The 21,267-nt window shown below is 68.2% G+C and carries 23 protein-coding genes; 3 read left to right on the forward strand and 20 right to left on the reverse strand.

Annotation, left to right across the window (positions count from 1 at the left end):
* Positions 1-93 precede the first annotated feature (93 nt).
* Positions 94-969, forward strand: coding sequence for a 1,4-dihydroxy-2-naphthoate polyprenyltransferase (locus GC106_RS30685; protein WP_173137871.1), 876 nt, complete (start codon positions 94-96; stop codon positions 967-969).
* Here the strand turns inward: GC106_RS30685 and cds1 are convergent.
* The 6 genes from cds1 to GC106_RS30715 are packed head-to-tail and all read right to left on the reverse strand — an operon-like array spanning position 964 to position 5,409.
* Positions 964-2,055 carry an L-cysteine desulfhydrase Cds1 gene (cds1, locus tag GC106_RS30690; RefSeq protein ID WP_173137873.1) on the reverse strand — a complete coding sequence of 364 codons (1,092 nt, stop codon included), beginning with the start codon at positions 2,053-2,055 and terminating at the stop codon, positions 964-966. The genes GC106_RS30685 and cds1 overlap by 6 nt on opposite strands.
* Before the next feature lie 47 nt (positions 2,056-2,102).
* Positions 2,103-3,125: a mechanosensitive ion channel family protein gene (locus GC106_RS30695; protein ID WP_217281203.1), complete on the reverse strand. Its 1,023-nt coding sequence runs from the start codon at positions 3,123-3,125 to the stop codon at positions 2,103-2,105.
* Positions 3,126-3,143: 18 nt separating this feature from the next.
* Complete coding sequence (locus GC106_RS30700) at positions 3,144-4,301, reverse strand: RNA polymerase sigma factor (RefSeq protein ID WP_173137875.1); 1,158 nt, start codon at positions 4,299-4,301, stop codon at positions 3,144-3,146.
* Positions 4,298-4,639: a YciI family protein gene (locus tag GC106_RS30705; protein ID WP_173137877.1), complete on the reverse strand. Its 342-nt coding sequence runs from the start codon at positions 4,637-4,639 to the stop codon at positions 4,298-4,300. Before GC106_RS30705 ends, GC106_RS30700 begins: the two co-directional genes overlap by 4 nt.
* 39 nt (positions 4,640-4,678) lie before the next feature.
* Positions 4,679-4,945, reverse strand: a complete 267-nt coding sequence (locus GC106_RS30710; protein ID WP_173137879.1) for a DUF4229 domain-containing protein — start codon at positions 4,943-4,945, stop codon at positions 4,679-4,681.
* 11 nt (positions 4,946-4,956) lie between these two features.
* Complete coding sequence (locus GC106_RS30715; protein WP_173137881.1) at positions 4,957-5,409, reverse strand: Lrp/AsnC family transcriptional regulator; 453 nt, start codon at positions 5,407-5,409, stop codon at positions 4,957-4,959.
* A gap of 395 nt (positions 5,410-5,804) precedes the next feature.
* Between GC106_RS30715 and GC106_RS30720 the strand changes: the two genes are divergently transcribed.
* Together GC106_RS30720 and GC106_RS30725 are read left to right on the forward strand one after the other, a co-directional pair.
* Positions 5,805-6,017, forward strand: coding sequence for a BldC family transcriptional regulator (locus GC106_RS30720; protein ID WP_173137883.1), 213 nt, complete (start codon positions 5,805-5,807; stop codon positions 6,015-6,017).
* A gap of 99 nt (positions 6,018-6,116) precedes the next feature.
* On the forward strand, positions 6,117-6,305 hold the full coding sequence (locus GC106_RS30725; RefSeq protein WP_173137885.1) for a hypothetical protein: 189 nt from the start codon (positions 6,117-6,119) through the stop codon (positions 6,303-6,305).
* 15 nt (positions 6,306-6,320) lie between these two features.
* Here the strand turns inward: GC106_RS30725 and GC106_RS30730 are convergent, their stop codons facing one another.
* The 14 genes from GC106_RS30730 to GC106_RS30795 form a co-directional block, all read right to left on the reverse strand.
* Complete coding sequence (locus GC106_RS30730; protein ID WP_312872993.1) at positions 6,321-7,769, reverse strand: MinD/ParA family ATP-binding protein; 1,449 nt, start codon at positions 7,767-7,769, stop codon at positions 6,321-6,323.
* 113 nt (positions 7,770-7,882) lie between these two features.
* A complete protein-coding gene (gene ccsB / locus GC106_RS30735; protein ID WP_173138139.1) occupies positions 7,883-8,848 on the reverse strand; it encodes a c-type cytochrome biogenesis protein CcsB in 966 nt (321 codons plus the stop codon).
* On the reverse strand, positions 8,845-10,335 hold the full coding sequence (gene resB / locus GC106_RS30740; protein ID WP_173138141.1) for a cytochrome c biogenesis protein ResB: 1,491 nt from the start codon (positions 10,333-10,335) through the stop codon (positions 8,845-8,847). Before resB ends, ccsB begins: the two co-directional genes overlap by 4 nt.
* A gap of 50 nt (positions 10,336-10,385) precedes the next feature.
* Entirely contained in the window at positions 10,386-11,156 is a 771-nt protein-coding gene (locus GC106_RS30745; RefSeq protein WP_312872994.1) for a cytochrome c biogenesis CcdA family protein, read from the reverse strand.
* 109 nt (positions 11,157-11,265) lie between these two features.
* Complete coding sequence (locus tag GC106_RS30750) at positions 11,266-11,838, reverse strand: TlpA disulfide reductase family protein (RefSeq protein WP_173137889.1); 573 nt, start codon at positions 11,836-11,838, stop codon at positions 11,266-11,268.
* Positions 11,835-12,443 carry a histidine phosphatase family protein gene (locus GC106_RS30755; protein ID WP_173137890.1) on the reverse strand — a complete coding sequence of 203 codons (609 nt, stop codon included), beginning with the start codon at positions 12,441-12,443 and terminating at the stop codon, positions 11,835-11,837. Before GC106_RS30755 ends, GC106_RS30750 begins: the two co-directional genes overlap by 4 nt.
* A gap of 17 nt (positions 12,444-12,460) precedes the next feature.
* Positions 12,461-13,771 (reverse strand): glutamate-1-semialdehyde 2,1-aminomutase, encoded by a 1,311-nt coding sequence (gene hemL, locus GC106_RS30760; RefSeq protein WP_173137892.1) that lies wholly within the window; start codon positions 13,769-13,771, stop codon positions 12,461-12,463.
* A gap of 68 nt (positions 13,772-13,839) precedes the next feature.
* Positions 13,840-14,589: a hypothetical protein gene (locus GC106_RS30765; RefSeq protein ID WP_173137894.1), complete on the reverse strand. Its 750-nt coding sequence runs from the start codon at positions 14,587-14,589 to the stop codon at positions 13,840-13,842.
* A 15-nt stretch (positions 14,590-14,604) separates the two neighbouring features.
* Positions 14,605-16,188 (reverse strand): substrate-binding and vWA domain-containing protein, encoded by a 1,584-nt coding sequence (locus GC106_RS30770; protein WP_173137896.1) that lies wholly within the window; start codon positions 16,186-16,188, stop codon positions 14,605-14,607.
* Positions 16,185-17,420, reverse strand: a complete 1,236-nt coding sequence (locus GC106_RS30775; RefSeq protein WP_173137898.1) for a hypothetical protein — start codon at positions 17,418-17,420, stop codon at positions 16,185-16,187. The genes GC106_RS30770 and GC106_RS30775 overlap by 4 nt, the downstream gene beginning before the upstream one ends.
* Before the next feature lie 147 nt (positions 17,421-17,567).
* Positions 17,568-18,089, reverse strand: coding sequence for a DUF5666 domain-containing protein (locus GC106_RS30780; RefSeq protein ID WP_173137900.1), 522 nt, complete (start codon positions 18,087-18,089; stop codon positions 17,568-17,570).
* Between the two features lie 10 nt (positions 18,090-18,099).
* Complete coding sequence (locus GC106_RS30785; protein ID WP_173137902.1) at positions 18,100-19,296, reverse strand: ABC transporter permease; 1,197 nt, start codon at positions 19,294-19,296, stop codon at positions 18,100-18,102.
* Positions 19,293-20,000 carry an ABC transporter ATP-binding protein gene (locus tag GC106_RS30790; RefSeq protein ID WP_173137904.1) on the reverse strand — a complete coding sequence of 236 codons (708 nt, stop codon included), beginning with the start codon at positions 19,998-20,000 and terminating at the stop codon, positions 19,293-19,295. Before GC106_RS30790 ends, GC106_RS30785 begins: the two co-directional genes overlap by 4 nt.
* Positions 19,997-21,205 (reverse strand): efflux RND transporter periplasmic adaptor subunit, encoded by a 1,209-nt coding sequence (locus GC106_RS30795; RefSeq protein WP_173137906.1) that lies wholly within the window; start codon positions 21,203-21,205, stop codon positions 19,997-19,999. The genes GC106_RS30790 and GC106_RS30795 overlap by 4 nt, the downstream gene beginning before the upstream one ends.
* Positions 21,206-21,267: the final 62 nt, after the last annotated feature.

The raw sequence follows: 21,267 nt of genomic DNA on the forward strand, positions 1-21,267 counted from the left end.
GTTCGCACGCCGGCGCCGGTGGCGCCGCGCGGGCGAGGCGCTCGTCCCAGGGGTGAGCGGCGCCACCACCTGCTGAGTTGCCACACTGTCAGCATGGCGACAGTCGCGCAGTGGATGGCGGGCGCACGAGTCCGCACGTTGCCCAACTCGATCTCGCCGGTGCTGGTCGGCGCCGGCGCGGCGGTGGCGATCGACGGGTTCGTGTGGTGGCAGGCGGTTCTCGCCTTGGTCGTGGCGCTGGCGTTCCAGGTCGGCGTGAACTACGCCAACGACTACTCGGACGGCATCCGCGGCACGGACGCCGAACGCGTCGGCCCGCTACGCCTGGTCGGTTCCGGCCTCGTGCCACCCAAAGCGGTGCTCACGGCCGCGTTGGTGTGCTTCGGGATCGCCTGCCTGGCCGGGCTCGGCCTGGTCATCTCCAGCGGCCAGTGGTGGCTGATCGCCGTCGGCCTGGTCTGCCTGCTGGGCGCCTGGTACTACACGGGCGGCAAGAACCCGTACGGCTACTTGGGTCTGGGCGAACTGGCGGTGTTCCTGTTCTTCGGCCCGGTCCCGGTGCTCGGCACCATGTACGTCCAAACCGGACGGATCAGCTGGTTCGGCGTGGTCGCGTCGGTCGCGCTCGGCTGCTTCTCCGCCGCCGTGCTGGCCGTCAACAACCTGCGTGACCTGCCCACGGACAAGGAATCCGGCAAGCACACGATGGCCGTGCGCCTCGGCGACCAGGGCGCCCGCACGTTCTACAGCCTGCTCGCGCTGGCGCCCTTCGTGGTCACGTTCACGCTGACGTTCCTGGTCAGCCCGTGGTTCCTGCTCGGCCTGTTCGCCGCGATCCAGGTCTCGCCGAGCGTCCGGACCGTCTACAGTGGAGCAACCGGTCCGGCGCTGATCCCGGTGCTCAGGGACACCGGGCTGGCCATGCTGGTGTGGGCGGTCGCGACCACGGTCGCCGCGATCGTGTCATGACGGCCAGCGGCCGGTTTCGAAGAAGTCGGCCAGCACCCGGTGGTGGGGTTCGAGATCGAGGCCGTTCGCGGTGACCCAGGCATCGTCGTAGTACGTGTGCCCGTAGCGCTCGCCGCCGTCGCACAACAACGTGACCACGCTGCCTTCCTTACCCGCCGCCACCATCTCGGAGATGATCTCGAACGCACCCCACAGGTTCGTCCCGGTCGACCCGCCGACCCGGCGGCCCAGGATCGGTTCGACGTAACGGATCGCGGCGATCGAGGCGGCGTCCGGCACCTTGATCATCCGGTCGATGACCTGCCCGACGAACGACGGCTCGACCCGCGGCCGGCCGATGCCCTCGATCCGTGACCCGCGGCATCCGGTCAGCTCCGGCAAGGTGTCGCGCCACGCGTCGAAGAACACCGACTGCTCGGGATCGACCACGGCCAGGTGCGTGCGCATCGACCGGTACCTGAGGTAACGGCCGATCGTCGCGCTCGTACCGCCCGTTCCGGCGCCGACGACCACCCAGGCCGGTTCGGGATGCGGCTCCAGGGCCATCTGCTCGAACATCGACTCGGCGATGTTGTTGTTGCCCCGCCAGTCCGTGGCCCGCTCGGCGTGCGTGAACTGGTCCATGAAGTGGCCGTTCAACTCGGCCGCCAGCCGCCGTGACTCGGTGTAGATCGCGCCCGGCTCGTCGACGAAGTGGCACCGGCCACCCTGGCGCTCGATCAACGCGACCTTCTCGGTACTGGTCGACGCGGGCATGACCGCGATGAACGGCAGGTCGAGCAGCCGGGCGAAGTACGCCTCGGACACCGCCGTCGACCCCGACGAGGCCTCGATCACCGGTGTGCCCTCGGTGATCCAGCCGTTGCACAGCGCGTAGAGGAACAACGACCGCGCCAGCCGGTGCTTGAGCGAGCCGGTGGGATGCGTCGACTCGTCCTTCAGGTAGAGCCGCACACCCCACTCGACGGGCAGCGGGAACGTCAGCAGGTGGGTGTCCGCGCTGCGGTTGGCGTCCGCCTCGATGATCCGCACCGCTTCGCACACCCACTCCCGGGTGGTCTCACAACATCGATCGACTGTGGTCACGGAATGCACAGTAAGCGCTGCTCAAACCGGCGACCACCCGCCATTGGTCACCCCGTGTCGACCGCGCTCCTGGTACCTCCCGGCAGGAACTCCGGGTAGTTGTCGCGCATGTACGTGATGAGCTTCTCTCGGATCTCACAGCGCAGGTCCCACGCGCTCGGCGCGTCCGCCGCGGAGGCGAGCACGCGGACGACCATCGTCCACGGCGTGGAGTCGACGACCTGCAGCACCCATTCGCGGCGATCCCACAACTCGGAGTCCTCGACGACGCGTCTGGCCTCGGCGCGCAACTCCTCGACAGGCGCCCGGTAGTCCAGGTGCAGTTGCACGGCGCCGAGCACGCGGGTCTCGTGCCGTGTCCAGTTCTGGAACGGGGTCTTGGTGAAGTACGTCGTCGGCAGGACCAGTCTGCGCTCATCCCACAGGTGCACCACGACATACGTCAGGGTCATCTCCTCGATGCGGCCCCATTCGCCTTCCACCACAACGACATCGTCGTAACGCAGGGAGTCCGTCAGCGCCAGCTGCATGCCGGCGAACACGTTCGTCAGGGTCGTCTGCGCGGCGAGACCGGCGATCACACCGACGATCCCGGCCGAGGCCAGCAGCGACGCCCCGAGGGTCCGCAGCTGGGTGAAGGTCATGAACATCGAGGCGATCGCGATGACCGTGATCGCCGCGCCGGTCAGCCGCCGGATCAGGGCCACCTGCGTGCGCAGCCGTCTGATCCGGCGGTTGTCCGGGACGTCCACGTTCAGGCGTTGCAGAGCGAAATCCTCGACCACGTAGAGCACGCGGATCACCAGCCACGCGGAGACCGCGATCAACGCGAGCAGAAGCGCGTGCCGGATTCCGTCGACAACACGGTTTTCGATCTCGAACAGCACGATGTAGTTGGCCGCGACCACGAGCACGGCGACGAACGGCTTGTGACAGTTCTCATGCAGCCGGGTCAGAGTCCGCCGGTAGCGGCGTCGCGCCACGAAGCGAACCACGAACCCTGTCAGCCAGCCCGCCAGCAGTGCGGCCGCGGTCGCCACGGCAACAGACAGGACAATTCGCCACAACACCCTGCCCAGCCTGACTGATCATGGCCGCGTTGGCGAATCGACAGCACGCGCACGGAAGAACTCGGCTTCCGCCGTGGTCGGCGCGAGGTCCGCGGCCAGCCGGTCGGCTTCGGCCGCCTCATCGCACCGTCCCAGGGCGCGCAGGAACTCGGCGCGAGCGGCAGGCAACAGGTAGTAATGGCCCAGCTCAGCGGAAAGCCGGTCGGCCTCGGCCAAACCCGCTGCGGCGCCGTGGACTTCGGACAGGGCGACGGCACGGCCCAGCGCCGCGGTGGGCGACGGGTACACCGTGACCAGTTCGTCGTACAGGGCAAGGATTTGCGGCCAGTCGGTGTCCGCGTAGGCCGGCGCTTCGGCGTGCACGGCGGCGATCGCGGCCTGCAACGCGTACGGCCCGCCGCCGCGCAAGGCCTTCCTCACCAGGGGAAGCGCCGCCGCGATCGCGGAACGGTCCCACCGCGAACGATCCTGTGCGGCCAAAGGGACCGGCTTGCCGTCGGATGAGAACCGGGCCGCCGCACGCGCCTCGTTGAGCCGGATCAACGCCAGCAGGCCGAGAACCTCCGGCTCGGGCAGCAGTGACGCCACCAAGTGCGCCAGTTCCACCGCCCGGTCGGCGGAACCGGCCGTGTAGACCAGGTACACGACGGCGAGCACCGCGGGCAGCCGGGCGGTGAGGTCGTCGGGCACGTGGAACGGGATTCCGGCCGACCGGATCTTCTTCTTGGCCGTGGTCAGCCGCGCGGCCATGGTCGGCTGCGGCACCAGGAAAAGGTGCGCGATCTCACTCGTCGGCAGCCCGCACACCAGGCGCAGGGTCAGCGCCACACGGGCGTTCATCGCCAACGCCGGGTGACAGCACATGAAGATCAACCGCAGCCGGTGGTCCTGGATGACCTCAGGATCGTCGTCGGGGACGACGAGCAACGGCAGCCTGCGAGCCAACGCGTCCGCGCGGCGCATCCGGTCCAACGCCTTGCGTTTGGCGGTTGTGGTGAGCCAGCCGCCTGGGTTGGGCGGCACTCCGTCACGCCGCCACGCGACCATCGCGGCCTCGAACGCCTCCTGGACGGCGTCCTCGGCCGCTTCGAAGTCACGGGTCAGGCGCATCGTCGCGGCGAGCACAGCGGCCCACTCACGCCGATGCGCCTGCGCCACGGCCGCTTCGAGGCTCATGCGTCCCAGATCGGCCGGATCTCCACCCCCGAGCCGATCGGCACGTGCTTCGCCACTTCGATCGCCTCGTCGAGGGTGTCGGCCTCGATCACGTAGAAGCCGCCTATGTGCTCTTTCAGTTCGACGAACGGGCCGTCGGTGACGATGATGTCATCGCCTTTCGGGCGCAGCGTCGTGGCCGTGCAGGAGGGCCGCAACGCCTCTCCGGAGAAGGGGCGGCCGCGTGCGGCGAGGTACTGGACGAACTCGGCGTGCTCGGCGAGCGCCTTGTCCAGCTCTTCCTGGCCCACCGCGGTCCAGTCGGTGTCCGGTTCGTGCAACAGCAGCATGTATTTCATGTCCACTCCACGAACGCCGGTCCCCGGGAATCGAAAGAGCTAGGACTCCTTGTCGCCGCGCAGTTCGGCACGCAGCCGTTCGCGCTCGGCGCGGCGGGACTCGTTGCGTTCGGCCATCCCGGCGGTGACCCGCTGGTTCAGGCCGCGGAACAGCACGAGGCTGAGCGGGAACGCCACCACGACGGCGACAGCCAGCCCCACGAGCAAGGGGATCTTGACCAGCACGAGGATCACCGTCACCACGGCGACCAGCGCGATCCGCGCCGCCGTGTACAACGCGAGGTCCCGGCCGAAATGCGCTTCCACGGCCACAAAGCCTACTCGGCGGTCGCGGTGTTCGGGCGCCCCTCGAACCTGGTGGACAGCACGACGGTGGTCCGGGTCCGGGCGACGCCGTCGATCCGGCGCAGCCGCCCGAGGGTGCGTTCGAGCTCGTCGACCGTGGGGACGCGGACCTTCACCACGAACGCCTCGTCGCCCGCGACCGCCCAGCACGACTCGACCTCGACCAGTTCGCCCAGCTTGACGGCGACTTCGTTGTCCTCCGCGTTGTCCGACGGCTGGATGCCGACCAACGCGGTGACGCCGAGCCCGATCGAGCTCGGGTCGACCGTGGCGTGGTAGCCGGTGATGACGCCGCTGGACTCCAGCTTGCCGACCCGCTCGTGCACGGCCGACGCGGACAACCCCACCTGCCTGCCGAGCTCGGCGTACGTGGCTCGGCCGTTGAGCCTGAGCTCGTTGATGATGCGGCGGTCCAAGTCGTCCACGCGCAGCAGCCTACGACCAGTGCCACCACCGCCGGCGGACGGTCGCCGAAGGTAAAGCCCAAGCAATGTGCAGTCCTGACGTGAACTGTGCTTGTCTGGTGAAGGAGTCCCACACACGGTCAGGACCAGCGGCAACCGCAGCCGGGAGTGACCAGGCTCACGGCCTGACGAGCGACTTTTTTCCGCGACGGCGAGCGGCGAACACGTCGGCAGGCCGCGAGAGCGGCCGCGGAAGGCGCCGGACGGGCGACGTCTCCGCAGGTCAGAGCACGTGATGTCCAGTGTGGGCGTTTTGCCCCTTACTACCTCTTTACCTTTACTTAGCCGTTCGAGTACCCGACGGGCGAAGTGACACGATGCGACCCATACGCCGGAAAACGTGTTAGGAGGCGGATGTGACCACTACCGTCGGTCATGTCGGAGAGCGGTTGCTGACCCCTGGTGAGGTCGCCGCGCTGTTCAGGGTCGATCCGAAGACGGTCACCCGTTGGGCCACCGCCGGCCGGATCGGCTCGATCCGCACCCCGGGCGGGCACCGCCGGTTCCGCGAGTCCGAGGTGAAGGCGCTGCTGGCGGAGCTGACCACCGAAGCCAGCCATAACGACTGATACCACTGTCCGTCACATTCAGCCATCGCCTGCATGTGACGGCGGCGCGGAACGAGCAAACGGGCTAACCTCGGAGAGGAAACTCAAGGAGGTGGCGACATGCTGTATCTGCTCGCCGCGGTCGGAGCACTGACCATCGCGGTACTTCTGTGGCGAGCGTTCGGAGCTCAGTCAGCCGGCGTGACCACACGCCGCGAGCGACGCGTGATCGCCCCTGACGACGACCCGGAGTTCCTGCGCGGGTTGACCGAACGCAACAAGAAGGCCGGCGAGGACCCGCCGGCCTGAGTGGAAACGATGCCCCTACCGCTCGGTGGCGAAGTCGTCGGCGACGGTGGCGGCCATCTCCAGCAACGCCATCTTGGTGGCGTGCTGCAGCCGATCCAGTTCGATCTCCGCACCTTCTTCCAGGTGCGGATCGAACGGGATCCGGCACACCGCACGGCAGCGTGACGCGAAGTGCGCGCTCAGCTTGTCCAGGTCGACCGAGCCGGACTTGGGCCGCACCGAGTTGATCACTGCGACCGACCTGGCGACCAGGGTGCGATAGCCGTGCGCGTCAAGCCAGTCCAACGTGGCTGACGCACTGCGTGCGCCGTCGACCGAACCGGACGACACGATGACCAGCGAGTCGGCGATGTCCAGCACGCCCTTCATGGCCGAGTGCATCAAACCGGTGCCGCAGTCGGTCAGCACGATGTTGTAGAAGTGCTCCAGCAACGCGACCGTACGCCGGTAGTCGTCCTCGCTGAACGCCTCCGACACCGCCGGGTCCTGTTCACTGGCAAGCACTTCGAGCCTGCTCGGGCCCTGTGAGGTGTACGCGCGCACGTCGCTGTACTTCGTCACCCGGCTCGCGTCGCGCAGCAAGTGCCGGACTGTCGCCGTGGTCTCGAGCGGGATCTTCTGGCTGAGCGTGCCACGGTCGGGGTTGGCGTCCACGGCGATCACGCGGTCACCGCGCAGCGACGAGAACGTCGAGCCGAGCGTGGTGGTGACCGTGGTCTTGCCGACGCCGCCCTTCAGGCTCAGCATCGCGATCTTGTAGCAGCCCCGCAGTGGCTGGCTGACCCGCGCGATCAGTTCGCGCCGGTGCACGTCCTCCGGGCTCTCGCCCATGTTGATCAGGTGGCCGGTCGCCTTGTAGACAGCCTTGCGCCAGCCCGACTGCGGGCTCTTCTTCTCCTGCTTGATCAAACGGGAGGTGGACAGTTCCGAGGGCACCGGGTGACCGGGCTGCTGGTACTGCTGCGGCGGGAACGGCTGCTGTTGCGGGTACTGGTATCCCTGCGGTGGCACGGAATACGGTCCCGAACCGCCCTGCGGGACGTGGTAGGGCCCGGAACCGCCCTGTGGCACTTGGTAAGGACCGGAGCCGCCCGGCGGAACCTGGTACGGCCCAGAACCTCCCGGCACCTGATACGGCCCGGATCCCCCCTGTGGCACCGAATACGGACCAGAGCCGCCCGGCACCTGGTGCGGGCCAGACCCGCCCGGTGGCACCGAATACGGACCGGAACCCCCCGGCACGTGGTACGGCCCGGACCCGCCGGGCACCTGGTGCGGGCCGGACTCGCTCGCGTCGCCGGCAGGCGCGTACGGCGCCGAGTCGGTCGACGGCTCGACGTAGAGCTCGGGCTGGTCCGCGGCCGTCTCGTCAGCAGAGGTCCGATCGGCCGGAGGGTTTTCTCCGCTAGGCGGCTGCCACCCGGCCTCGGGCCGCTGAGCGGAGTCGTCGTAGCGTCCAGTCACCCCGGGGTCCCTCCCTGCACGGAACTTCATGGTTCGAGACCACCTCGACCATCACATCGACGGTAGCCGTAGCTCTGCGCGCAGGTCGAACGGGGGTTACCCGTTCGTCGGGGTCATCCGTTGGCGTACGAGTGCAGTCCGACAGTCACCAGGTTGACGAAGAACAGGTTGAAGACCGTCGCGGCGAATCCGAGGATGTTGATCCACGCCGCCTTGCCGCCTCGCCACCCCGCGGTGGCGCGAGAGTGCAGGTAGGCCGCGTAAATCACCCACGCGACGAAGGCCACGGTCTCCTTCGGGTCCCATCCCCAGAAGCGTCCCCACGCCGCCTCGGCCCAGATTCCGCCGCAGATGACTCCGAAGGTGAAGATCGGGAAGGCGATGATCGTGGTCCGATAGGCCACCCGATCGAGCACGTCCGCACCCGGCAACCGCTCGCCGAGCCGGACGAACTTGGCCTGATCGTGGTCATAACGATTGCGGATCAGGTACAGGACACTGGCCACACCGGGCACCAGGAACAGGCCGGACGCGATGATCGCCGCGGCCACGTGCACGATCAGCCAGTACGAGCGCAGCGCTGGTTGCAGCGGCGCGGCCTCGGAGTACAGCACGGTGCCGCCGAGGAACATCAGGATCACGATCGGCAGCAGCACGAACGCGGACAACCGGCGGACCGGGAACTTCTTCATCAGCACGATCCACGTGACCACGGCGACCAGGCTCACCGCGGACATGTACTCGTACATGTTGCCCCACGGCACGCGGCCGACGGCCAGTCCGCGCAACACGAGCGAGGTGAAGTGCAGCAACGCGCCCAGCACCATGAGCGCCGCGCCCATCCGCCCGAACCGCTCCGACCGGGTCCGCTCCGCGGGCCGTGCCTCCACCGCGGGCACTTCCTCGACAGAGGTACTGGGACCGCCGACCGTGGCGAGCTGGCGGGCCACGGCACGCCGCGGCTTGGCCTTGCCGAACGCCTGCTCGATCAGGGCGAACGCCATCGCGAAGACGTAGACGACGACGGTGGCGCCGTACGTCCAGTCACCGAATCGGGCCAGGGTCTCGTTGACCATCAGTTCTTCCCTCCGGTTACCGCACCCGAGAGCCGTTCGAATTCCTCGCCGTATCCGGCCTGGTCAGTGCGGGCGAGCCCGCCCACCTCGACCACGGTACGGCCATCCGCCGCGGGCACCACACGGACCCACAGCCGACGTCGCTTGATGATCAGCGACGCCCCGATGCCCAGGATGATCGCGATCGCGAACACCAGCACCCACACCTGCGCCGGGTCGTGCGAGACCTGCAGGTAGACCCAGCGCTTCACACCGTCGAACCGGACGACCGTGCCGTCGTCCAGCTTGACCTCACCGCCGACGGAAAGGTTCTCCCGCGCGACCCGCTTCAGCCTGCCGTCGTCGACCATGCTCTGGTCGATCGTGAAGATCGACTGGCCGCGGCCGTTGTCGATGCCCAGATCACCGCGCATCACGTCGACCGCGACCATCGGGTCGCGCAGATCCGGGAAGCTGGAGTTCAGCAGCGACCCGTGCAGCTGCGCGGTCGGCGCGAACACCCCGGTCACCGCGATCTGCTTGGTCCGCCGCTCCTCGGAGTCCGTGATGCCCGGCGGGTCGAACTTGGTCGCCCCTTCGGACAGGAACGTCACCTGGTCCACCGGCCGCCACTGGGTGTCCATCGTGCGCTTCTCGCCGTTGGGGAAGGTCACGGTGAACACCGGCGCGTAGCCGTGGCCGAGCAGGTAGACGCGGTCGCCGTCGGTGCGCAGCGGGGAGTTGACCTCCAGGCCGTAGGTCTGCCACGTCCCGGTGTCCAGGTCCTTCTCCGACTGGTACTCCAGGTTCGCCCGGAACAGGTCCGGCTGGCCGGTCGGCAGGAAGTTCACGTCGAACGACGCGACCTTCAGGCAGAACGGCGTCAGGTCGGTGCCGTCGACCCGCAGGCCGGGCTGGAAGGAGTCGTAACCGAGCACACCGGAGTTGCAGAACTCCTGGCTGCCGTCGGCCTTCACGATCACCTGGCCCTCGTAGCCGAAGAGCTTGCCGACCGCCAGTGCGATGATCAGACCGAGCATGGCGAAGTGGAAGACCAGGTTGCCGGTCTCGCGCAGGTAGCCGCGTTCGGCGGAGATCGTGCGGGCGCCGTTCTCCTCTTCCCGCTCGGTCTTGCGCCAGCCGGACAACGCCCTGGTGGCCTGGGCGATCACCTCGTCCGGCGTCTTGTCCACAGTGGACTCGCTGTGGTGCGGCATCCGGCTGAGGTTGCGCGGCGTGAGCACCGGCTTGGTCCGCAGCGCCCTGGCGTACTCCAGGGTCCGCGGCAGCAGGCAGCCGACCAGGGAGATCATCAGCAGGATGTAGATCGCCGAGAACCACACGCTGGCGTAGACGTTGAAGAACTGCAGCCGGTCGAGCAGCCGGCCCCACCAGCCGTGCTCGGCGATGTAGTCCGCGACCTTGTTGGCGTTCAGCGTCCGCTGCGGCAGCAACGCGCCGGGCAGCGCCGCCAGCGCGAGCAGGAACAGCAGGATCAGGGCGGTCCGCATGGACGTCAGACCGCGCCAGGTGTTGCGCAGGAACGGAACCACTGTGCTACTCACAGCGGCAGCCCCGTGTCGGTGATGAAGGCGTAGCGCATCCACGCGATGAACTCGCCCCAGAGCCCGGTGATCAGCAGCACGCCGACCGCGAACATCAGCACGCCGCCGAAGATCTGCACCTTGCGGCCGTTGCGGCGCAGCCAGCCGGTGGCCCGCACGGCCCACCGCGCCCCCAGCGCGATCAGCAGGAACGGCACACCGAGCCCGGCACAGTAGATCAACACCAGCAGCATGCCGCGTGCGGCCGACTCGCCGGTGCTCGCCGCGATGGTGAGCACGCCGGAGAGCGTCGGGCCGATGCACGGCGTCCAGCCGAGGGCGAAGATCGCACCCAGGATCGGGGCGCTGACCAGGCCGCCCCGCGGCAGTTTGTGAATCCGGATGTCGCGCTGCAACTTCGGCACCAGGCCGACGAAGACCAACGCCATCAGGATCATCACCACGCCGCCGACGCGTTGCAGCATGTCCTGCTTGTCGATGAGCTGGTCCGACAGCCACACCAGGCTGCCGACCGTGGCCGTGAAGACGACAGTGAACCCGAGCACGAACAGGCCGACGGCGCCGACCACCCGGTACCGGCCACGCTTGGCCTGTTCCTCGGCGTTGACCGCCGGGGCGTCCGCACCGACCAACGCGGCCAGGTAGGCCAGGTAGCCGGGGACCAGCGGGACCACGCAGGGCGAGGCGAATGAGATCATGCCGGCGAGCAGGGCCAAGCCGCTGGCCAGCAGCAGCGGTCCCGACGCCGCGATCTCAGTCGGATTCACACATCAGAGGGTAGGCACGGGTCTTGACACGCCAGGAACCGGCACCCAGGACCTAGGTCCCTGGTCACACCTCGTGAGTGTTTATCCGTGTTCTAACCCTGACAAACACTCACGAGGGTTCGGCCAGGAGTTTGTCGACGATCGGCTCGAAATCCGACTTCAGCTTGCCGATCAGGAAGACCTGCGCCACCCGGTGCTGCTTGTCCAGGATGATCGTGCTCGGCACGGCATTGCGGGGATAGCCCTTGAGGGCCAGCAGGGAGCGGCTGCCCGGGTCGTAGATCGACGGGTAGGTGAGGCCGCGGTCACGCATGAAGTCCTCGGGCTGGCTGCGGATGTCGTCACGGACGTCGACGCCGAGGACCTGCAAGCCCTTGTCCTTGCGCTCGTCGTACAGCTTCTGCAGCTCAGGAGCCTCCGACCGGCACGGCCCGCACCACGCGCCCCAGATGTTGACCAGCACGACCTTGCCCGCGTAGTCGGACAGTTTGATCTGCTTGCCGGGTTCGAGCAGGCTTTCGCCGGTCAGCTCGGGCAGCTTCTTGCGATCCGCGCCCTCGTAGGCGATCTCCAGCTGGCCGCCGGGGGCGACGAAGTCGAACTCCGTGCCCCGCACGACCGCGTCCGTCCCGGTCGAGCAGCCGGTCACCAGCAGCAGAGCCGCGAGCAGAAGCTTCCTCATGCCCCGGTCACCTTCGGGTCGGTGGCGCCCGCGGGCTCGGTGTAGACGATCCGGACCAGCCGCTCGTCGTCGAACTCCAAGCTGGTCAGCGACGCCAGCGAGCACTCCCGGTTGCGCGGGTCGTGCCACATCCGCTTGCCCTCCAGGAACCGCCGCAGCGTCCAGATCGGCAGCTGGTGCGACACGCACACCGCCTCGTGCTCCACGGCCGCCGCCCGGGCGCGGTGCGCGGCGCCGAGCATGCGGTGGGCGATCTGGAGATACGGCTCACCCCAGGACGGCAGGAACGGGTTGGTCAGGTGCCGCCAGTGCTTCGGCGAGCTCAGCGCCCCCGCGCCGACCGACACCTTCTGGCCCTCGAAGACGTTGTCCGACTCGATCAGCCGCTCGTCGGTGGCCAGTTCGAGCTGGTGCGAGTCGACGATCGGCCGCGCCGTCTCCTGCGCCCGCTGTAACGGCGACGCCACGACGTGCGTGATGTCGCGGTCCTTCAGGTGCTCCGCGACCGTCAGCGCCTGACGTCGTCCCAGGTCGGAAAGGCCGTAACCGGGCAGACGGCCGTAGAGGACGCCCGTCGGGTTGTGCACCTCGCCGTGCCGCAGCATGTGAACGATCGTGCGGGTCACTTGACGGCCCCCGCAGCCGCGGCCGCCGCGTGGGGCAGGGCGTCGGCGATGACGGTGAACGCCTCGTCATCGAGCGCGGCGTTGACGAACCACGCTTCGAACGCACTCGGCGGTGCGTAGACGCCGTGTTCGAGCAGCGCGTGGAAGAAGGCCGGGAAGCGCCAGGTGTCGGCCTTCTTGGCGGCCTCGTAGTCGGTGACCAGGTCCTCGGTGAAGAACACGCTGACCAGGTTGCCCGCGTACTGCACCCGATGCGGCACGCTCTTCTCGGTGAGGGCGTCGGTGAACAGGGCGCCGAGGCGATGGGCGTTGGCGTCGAGCTTCTCGTAGACGGTGGCGTCCGCGTTCTGCAGTGTGGTGAGCCCGGCGGCGACCGCGACGGGGTTCCCGGAGAGCGTCCCGGCCTGGTAGACCGGGCCCTGCGGGGCCAGCCTGGCCATGATCTCCTGGCTGCCGCCGAACGCGGCGGCGGGCAGCCCACCGGACATGACCTTGCCGAACGTGTACAGGTCGCCCGCGACGCCCTCAAGCCCGAACCAGCCGGCGCTCGACACCCGGAAGCCGGTCATCACCTCGTCGATGATCAGCAGGGCACCGTACTGCTTTGTGAGCGAGCGCAGGCCCTCGTTGAAGCCGTTGATCGGCGCGACGGCGCCCATGTTGCCCGCCGCGGCCTCGGTGATCACAGCCGCGATCGTCTCGCCGTGCGTCTCGAACGCCGCACGCACAGCGTCGATGTCGTTGTACGGGAGGACAATCGTGTCGCCCGCCTGCGCGCCCGTGACCCCCGGCGTGGTGGGCAGGCCGAGCGTCGCCACGCCCGAACCGGCCTCGGCGAGCAGCGCGTCGACATGTCCGTGATAGCACCCGGCGAACTTGATGATCTTCGTGCGCCCGGTGAACCCGCGGGCCAGCCGGATCGCGCTCATCGTCGCCTCGGTACCCGAGTTGACCAGCCGCACCTGCTCGACCGGCTCGACCCGGGTGATGATCTCCTCGGCGAGCTCGATCTCACCCGTCGTCGGCGTGCCGAACGACAGACCGTTCAAGGCCGCCTCCCGGACCGCTTCGACGACCTTCGGATGCGCGTGCCCCAGGATCATCGGGCCCCACGAGCTGACCAGGTCGACATAGCGGTTGCCGTCCGCGTCCCAGAGGTACGTGCCTTCGCCCTTGACCATGAACCTCGGCGTGCCGCCCACCGAGTGGAACGCCCGGACCGGCGAGTTCACCCCGCCCGGAATCAGGGCACTGGCCCGCTCGAACAACTGGGCCGAGGTCTTGACCTGCTCAACACCTGTGCTCACGACCTTCAGTCTTACAGGTCACCGGATGTGGCCTGACGCACGGGCAGGTGTGCGCCCCGGCCTGGTCGTCACTGGAAGATGGCCAGGACCGGGTCGATCACGAGCCGCTTCGTGTCGGGATCCCACTTCTGGATCCGGCCGAGGCAGCGCGCCGGGAACGGACCGGTGGGAACGTCCTCGCGGCGCAACTGCGCGGTCACGCACGTCACGCTCACCTGACGGGGTTCGCTGGTGGGATCGGCGGGGTCACCGTACGGCGCGGAGAACGTGGTCGTCTTGTCGGTCTTGTCGGTCACCCGGAACCGGCCCATGACCGACACGAAGATGAGCGGCTTGAGATCGCGCAGGCGGGCGGAGCGCCGCCATGCCGGGTTCTTTCCCGGAACGGGCCGGAACGCGTGGTCCAGCCCGTTGGTCGGTTCGAACGACTCGGTGAACAGGTCGACGTGCACGATCTTGTTGGCGCGCTCCAGCTCGGCGATGATCCGGCGGATGACGGTGACCGGGCCTTCGTCGGCGATGTACCGGATGGTCTTCTCCTTCTCGGCCTCCCGTGCTCCGTGCGCGCCGACGCCGTGCACCTCCGCGCTGACCCTGCCTTCCGTGCTGCTCCGCCACCTTTCCTCGACTTCTTGTTGCAGGGCTTTGTATTCGCCCTGCAGGTTCACGACTGTCTCGTCATGCAGGTAGAAGCAGATACCCGGATCGTCGTGCGAAGGGGCCGTCATCCGCCGGTACCGGTGCACGGCGAGCCAGTACGCGCGCACGATCGCCGCGGCGGCCAGCACTGAGCCGCCGAGGACCAGCCACAGGATCATGTCCGTCTCCAAGCGTTATCGGCAGCCGCGGGTTTTCTTGAACGCTTCGTGCAGCGATGTCGCCGAGGCGTCGACCATCTGCCCGCCGGTCGCGCGGGCGGCGCGATCCAGCGCGGCCGGATCCGCGTCCCCGTACCGGATCGTGTACGTGTGCACCGCGCGGGCTTCCGGCGGGAGTGAGCCGTGGCGCCGCAGGAACTCCTCGAAATCGATACCGGCGTTGCTCTCGCCGTCGGTCATCAGCACGATCGTGACCGGTTGCCCGGGATTGTCCCGGACCAGCCGGGAAGCCGTCTGGTACGCGTGGTCGAGCGCGGACCAGACCGCGGTCCGCCCGTCGAACTGGTCGGTCGCCAGGAACGCCCGGATGGCGTCGATGTCCGCCTGGCCGCCGATGGTGAAACTCCGCTCGGCGAGCACCTGCCCGCCGAACCGGGTGAGCACGAACTTCTCCCCTTGGTAGAACCGGAGAAACCGGCCGGTCGACGAGCTGTCCGCGCCGCTCAGACCGTCGAACGTGGACCGCAGCGCGGCGATCCGGTCGCCTTTCATCGACCCGGAGAAGTCCAGCAGGAAGATCACCTGACCGTGTACGGCCGACCGTGGGTCGTAGTTCGCGAGCAGCTTGTCCACGACCTCCGGCTGGTCGGGGAAGAACAGCGCGTTGCCGATCGTGGCCGCCAGGCGTGGATCGCGCGGGATGTTCGGGTCGACCGGACGCCGCAGGGTGCGCTCCATGATCCTGCGCTGGCCGGTTTCGCTCTTCAGCCAGGTGACGACCGTGTCGTAACTCGCGCGGTGCGCGGGATCGAGGAGCAACAGCGGGTAGTCGGACAGCACGATGCCGTCCTCCGGATAGATGATCTCCAGCGGTTCGGTCAGCCGCCCGCTGGCGTTGAGCGACAACAGCACCGACTCGTAGGTGATCAGCGCGTCGGTGTCGGCCTGCCGCGCGACGAACTGGTCGACCAGCAGGTTCGAGGTCTCCGCGGTCATCGTCCGGCCGGTGAGGAAACCCCGCAGCCGATCACACGTGACGTCCTGCGGGCGCAGTGCGCTGCCCGTGCCCGCGGCCGCGGTGGCCACACCGATCAACGCGGAGAGACCGCTGTTCGTGCGACTCGGGTCCGCCATGCCGAACCGGACCCGCCCGACGGCGGCGGCGTCGGCGATGTCGGCCCAGGACAACCGCGGATCCGGTGCCTCCCGGCGCAGGAGTTCGGCCGTCTTCGGGCGGACGCCGATGACCACGGGAGAACTCATGATCTTCGTGGACAGCGGCCGGGGCCTGGTGTTGCGCGTCGCCTGGAGTTTGAGGTGGAAATAGCGCTCCGAGGACAGCCACGCGAGGTCATGGCGGTGATCACCCGCCGCCAGCGAGTCGGCGGCGGCCACACTGCCCTGGTAGTCGAGGACGAGTTCGATGCCGGTGTCCCGCCGCAGGTCGTCGAGCAGCGGTTGCATGTCGGCGAGTTCCGAACTCGCCAGCACCCGCAGGGTGGTGGCCGGCGGCGTCGTCGGCGCGGGCGCGGTGCACGCACCGACGGCCAGAACCACGCAGAGCACCAACAAGACCCGGACGGACGGCGGTTTTGTCATTGCTGGCACCGGCCCACCGTGCGGATGAGGTTCTCCAGCAGGCCCAGTTCGGGAAAGTCCGCGCTGGTGAGATCGGTGCGGTCGGCCGGGGGGATGATCCCGTTCACGCGGAGATAGTCGAACAACTGGCGCGTGCCACGGACATCGGCGCCCTCCGTGACGCGATAGCCCAGTTCCTTCATCCGCTCCTGGAGGGCCGTGTCGGTGGCGAGCACCTCGGCGAGCCTGTGACCGTTCGGGGTCAGCGCGACGAACTCGGGATCGCTTTGGAACTCCTGCTCGGGGTAGAGCAGCACCCGGGTGTCGTCCACCCGTTCATGCCGGCGCACGTGTTCGATCTGGTACGCGAAGTACTGGTGCTCGTACACCACGACGATCGGTCCCTGGCTTTTGCCCTCCGGCGTGACGTACGACTTGAACAGGTCCGACTCCGGCATGCCCGCCGCGGTGATGAGCGGCTGGATCTGCTGGGCCACGTTGCTGACCTCGGCGTCGTCCTTCGGCGGCCGCGTGCCGTTGCGGACGAAGGCCAGCAAGCTGAGATAGGTCGCCGCGGAGTTCGAGCGGCACACGCCCGAGCTGTGCGCGAGCACCCGGTTGCCGTTCGCGATCACCCGGTCGTTCACGTCGCGCTGTTCCTGGATTCCGATGCTGTTCCAGGTGCTGCCGTTCTCGCCGAGTTCGATGAACTTCCCGGTGTGCAGCGTGTAGTAAAGGGACGTCTCCGGTGGCCGGTGGTGTGTGGTGACGGCGCCGTTCCTGGACAGCGTTTCAGCGTACTCGCGATAGCTGGCGAGCACGATCGGGCTGGTGAACAGCCTCGTCGTCCGGTTGTACTTGCCTTTGGCCTGCCGGTCGTTCTTGATCAGGTCGGCCGCGGGCTGACCGGACGGGAACGCGAAGTCGTACTGCTCGGACTGCTGGCCGGTGACCTCCAACGCCACTTCCCGCGAGCCCCGCCTGGTGACTTCCACCTGGATGTTGTGACCGCGCAGGAGCCGTTGCACCTCCTTGTCGTCGAAGAAGTCGGCCTTCGACGCCATCACGCCCTTCAGCGTGAGCACGACCGGCTGGGCCGGCGGCTGAACGGCGGTGGACAGCAGCAGGATGGAACAGGCGAGTGCCACTCCGGCGGCCGCGGCGAACGACCATCCGAACGGCGAGGCCCAGAATCGAGGTGGACGGGGAATGGTGAGGGCGGGCTCTTCATCGATCGAGCTGTCGGCCGTCACCGACACCTCCTCGCGATCACTTTTGATATATGCCACGAGTTTACGCATGCCCACCGACACCGGCGAGCGGTTTGCCGCACCCTGCCACCCGTCCGTGGCCGGGTCACCGGCCGTGCCCGGCGGCGACCCGGCCCGCCCGGGACCGGCCTACGAGGCCGGGCGTTGGGTGATGGAGTTCGCGCTGACCGAGCCGTCCTCGCCCCGCGGGCCCTGGACCACCACGGACGAGCCGGGAGTGATGTCGGACATCTCGCCCTCGACGGTCTTCTCCACCTTCGTGGCATCCGAAGTGGTCACCTTCACCTCGGAGCCGTCGGGCATCTTCAGGTAGATCGTGTCGCCTTCGATCCGGTCGACCGTTCCCATCGTGCCGCTGCGCAGGCCGCCGCCCTGACCGCCCTGGCCACCTTGACCGCCGGGACCGATGCGGATGCCGCCTTGCCCGCCGCCGGGCCGTTGCGGTTGCTGGGCCGCCGGTGTGGTGGAGCCGGCGATCGCCGAGTGCGTCCAGACGCCACCGAAGAACGCGGCCAATGCCAGGACCAGGACACCGAGGCCGACGGTGACCTTGGACAGCCCGCGTTTCGCCTGGGTCAACTCCTTGTCCAGATCGCTTCCGGCCACCGGTGTGGCGACCACGTGCTCCGGGTTCTGCCGTTGTTCGGTCATCAACTCTCTCCTAATCGTGGCGCAGGGCTTCGATCGGGCGCAGCGAGGCGGCCCTGCCCGCCGGGTAGCTGCCGAAGAACAGGCCGATCAGCGCGGACACGCCGAACGCCAGGAAGATCGAGCCGGGCACGACCACGGGCGTGATGCCCGCGATGGTGAACTGGCTGCCGACCACGCCCGCCGCGACACCCAGCGCGCCGCCGAACAGGCTCAGCAGGGTCGCCTCGGTGAGGAACTGGCCGAGGATCACGCCACGGGTCGCGCCGATCGCCTTGCGGATGCCGATCTCGCGGATTCGCTCGGTCACCGTCACCAGCATGATGTTCGTGACGCCGATTCCACCCACCAGCAACGAGATCGCGGCCACCGAAGCGAGCAACACGGTGAACGTCTCGGTCGCGGTCGTGCGCGTCGCCAGCAACTGTTCCTGGCTCAGCACACGGAAATCCGGTGTCTGGTTCGCCGCGATCCGGTGCCGTGCGGACAGAATCGCCGTGATCTCCGCCTGCGCGGCCGACATCGAGTCCGCGCTCGTCGACTGCACGAGGATCTGGTTGACCTGGCCGTAGCCGGTCAGCGAGTTCTGCACGGCGGTCAACGGGGCGATCGCGGTGTCGTCCGCGTTCGCCAGGCCGGAGGAGCCCTTCGACTGCAACACCCCGATCACGGTGAACTGGATGTTGTCCAGCAGCACCTGTTCGCCGACCGGATCGGCGCCCGCGAACAACTCCTGAGCCGTCGTCGGACCGAGAACCAGCACCTTGCGCCCGAAGGACACGTCGTCCGCCGTGAACAGCGAGCCGGACGCCACCGCGCTGTTGGACGTCGAGAAGTACTCCGGGTTCGTGCCGATCAACTGCGGCACGTCGTAACTGGTGCCGCCGGACACAGCGGTGACCGGAGTGGACACGACGGGCGAACTGGCCTTCACGTCCGGCGCGCCCAGTGGATCGACCAAGGCCTTGGCGTCCTCGACGGTCAACGGCCGCGCGGTCGAGCCTTGTCCGCCCGCACGCGAAACCGTCAGCACGTTGGTGCCGAGTCCGGCAATGCTCTGTTCGATCGACGCCGACGCACCACTGCCCACGGCGACGAGCAGGATCACGGCCGCGACGCCGATCATGATGCCCAGCGTCGTCAGGCCGGAACGCAGTTTGTTCGCCGCGAGCCCGCGCAACGCGAACCGCAGCACCTCACCGGTTTTCACGTCAGGGCTCCCGTCCTGTGCCACCGCGAGGTGTCCTCGACGATCTGCCCGTCCGAGACGCGGACCGTCCGGGCGGCGCGCCCGGCGACGTGGTCCTCGTGCGTGATCATCACGATCGTCCGGCCGATCCGGTTGAGCCGGTCGAACACGGCCAGCACCTCGTCCGTGCTCTCGCTGTCGAGGTTTCCGGTCGGTTCGTCGGCGAGCACCATCGCGGGCCCGGTGACCAGCGCACGGGCCAACGCGACGCGTTGCTGCTGTCCTCCGGACAGCTGGTTGGGCTTGTGCCCTGAGCGATCCGCGAGGCCGACCATCTCCAACGCGGCCACCGCGCGCTTGCGCCGTTCCCTGCGGCCGACGCCCGCGTAGATCAGCGGAAGCTCCACATTGGACAAGGCGGACGTGCGCGGCACCAGGTTGTACGACTGGAAGACGAAGCCGATCTTCCGGTTGCGCACCAACGAGAGCTGACGCTCGTTCAGGTCGCCGACGTCGATTCCGTCCAGTTTGTACGTTCCCCGGGTCGGCACGTCGAGACACCCGAGCACGTTCAGCAGGGTCGACTTGCCGGAGCCGGACGCCCCCATGATCGCCAGGTACTCGCCGGACCACACCGTGAGATCCACTCCGCGCAACGCGTGCACCTCGGTTTCGCCGGTGCCGTACGTCTTGTGCAACGCGGTGACTTCGATGACCGGGTTCATCGCCCGTTCCCGCCGCCCTGCTGAATCCGCACTCCGCCGCCACCGGCTCCGCCGAGGCCGCCGCCCCCGCCGAACGGCGCGTCACCGCCGCGTTGCTGCTGGCCACCGGTGGCGGGCGTGGCCGTCGGGAGGACGACCTGGTCGCCCACGGTCAGCCCAGAGGTCACCTGGACCAGCGACTCGCTGCGCACGCCGATCTCGATCGCGCGGCTGCTCTGCTGGCCGTTCACCATCAAGGTCACCGTGTGCGCGTCGCCGACGGTGCGCATCGCGGCCGACGGGATCGCGACCGCGCCGTCGGCCCGTGCCACGGTGATCGCCACGCTCGCGGACTGACCGGGCTTCAGCGACGCCGGAGGCTGGTTCAACGTCAGGGTCACGCCGTAGGTCACGACGTTGTTGGTGCCCGTGGTCGCGGTGAGATCGACCGCCGACACCTTGGCCGCCTGCGGGCTGTCCGGCATCGCGTTGAGCGTCACGGTCGCGTCCTGGCCCGCTTTCACCTTGGCCACGTCGATCTCCGCGAGATTCGCCTTGACCTGCAGGCTCGCCAGGTTGGTGATGGTGATGAACCCGGACGAACCGCCCGTGGCGGCGGACGAACCGGCCGCTGAGGACGAACTGGTCGAGCCACCGGCCGACGAAGATCCGGTCTTCTGGCCGACGGTCCCGTTCACCGCGGTCACCGTGCCGTCGCCCGGCGCGGTCAACGTGGTCGCGTTCAAGGCTTCCTGGGCCTGTTCCACGTTGACCTCGGCCTGATCCACCTGCGCCTGCAACGACTTCGTGCTCTGTTGCTGAGACGACTGCCCAGTCTGGGTCGCGGTCGTCGTCGAGGCGTTGGCCAGGTTTTCCTTGGCGGCACTCAGACTCGACTTGGCCGCGGCGAGCTGGAGGCGGGCCTGCGAGTCGTCCAGTTTGGCCAGCTGCTGGCCTTTGGTGACGGTGTCACCGATTTTGACGTTGATCTGCGTGATCGTGCCGCTCGTGGCGAAATCCGCGGTCCCGACGTAACTGCTGGCCACCGATCCCGCCGCCGACACCGTCTCCACGACATCGGCCGTGGTGGCCGCGACGGTCCGGGCACCGGTCGGCGTGGCAGCGTTCGAACTGGGCCACAGGAAGGTGTACGCACCCCAGCCCGCGGCCACCAACGCCACCACGAGCACACCATTGATCAACCACGCACGGCGTCCGCGTCTCATGGCGGCAATGCTCGACGCGGCAGTTCCCAGTCAGCTGGGAGCGGCCTGGGAGTTGACTGGGA

It is taken from the genome of Kibdelosporangium persicum, from assembly GCF_013280595.1.
Taxonomy (GTDB): domain Bacteria; phylum Actinomycetota; class Actinomycetes; order Mycobacteriales; family Pseudonocardiaceae; genus Kibdelosporangium; species Kibdelosporangium persicum.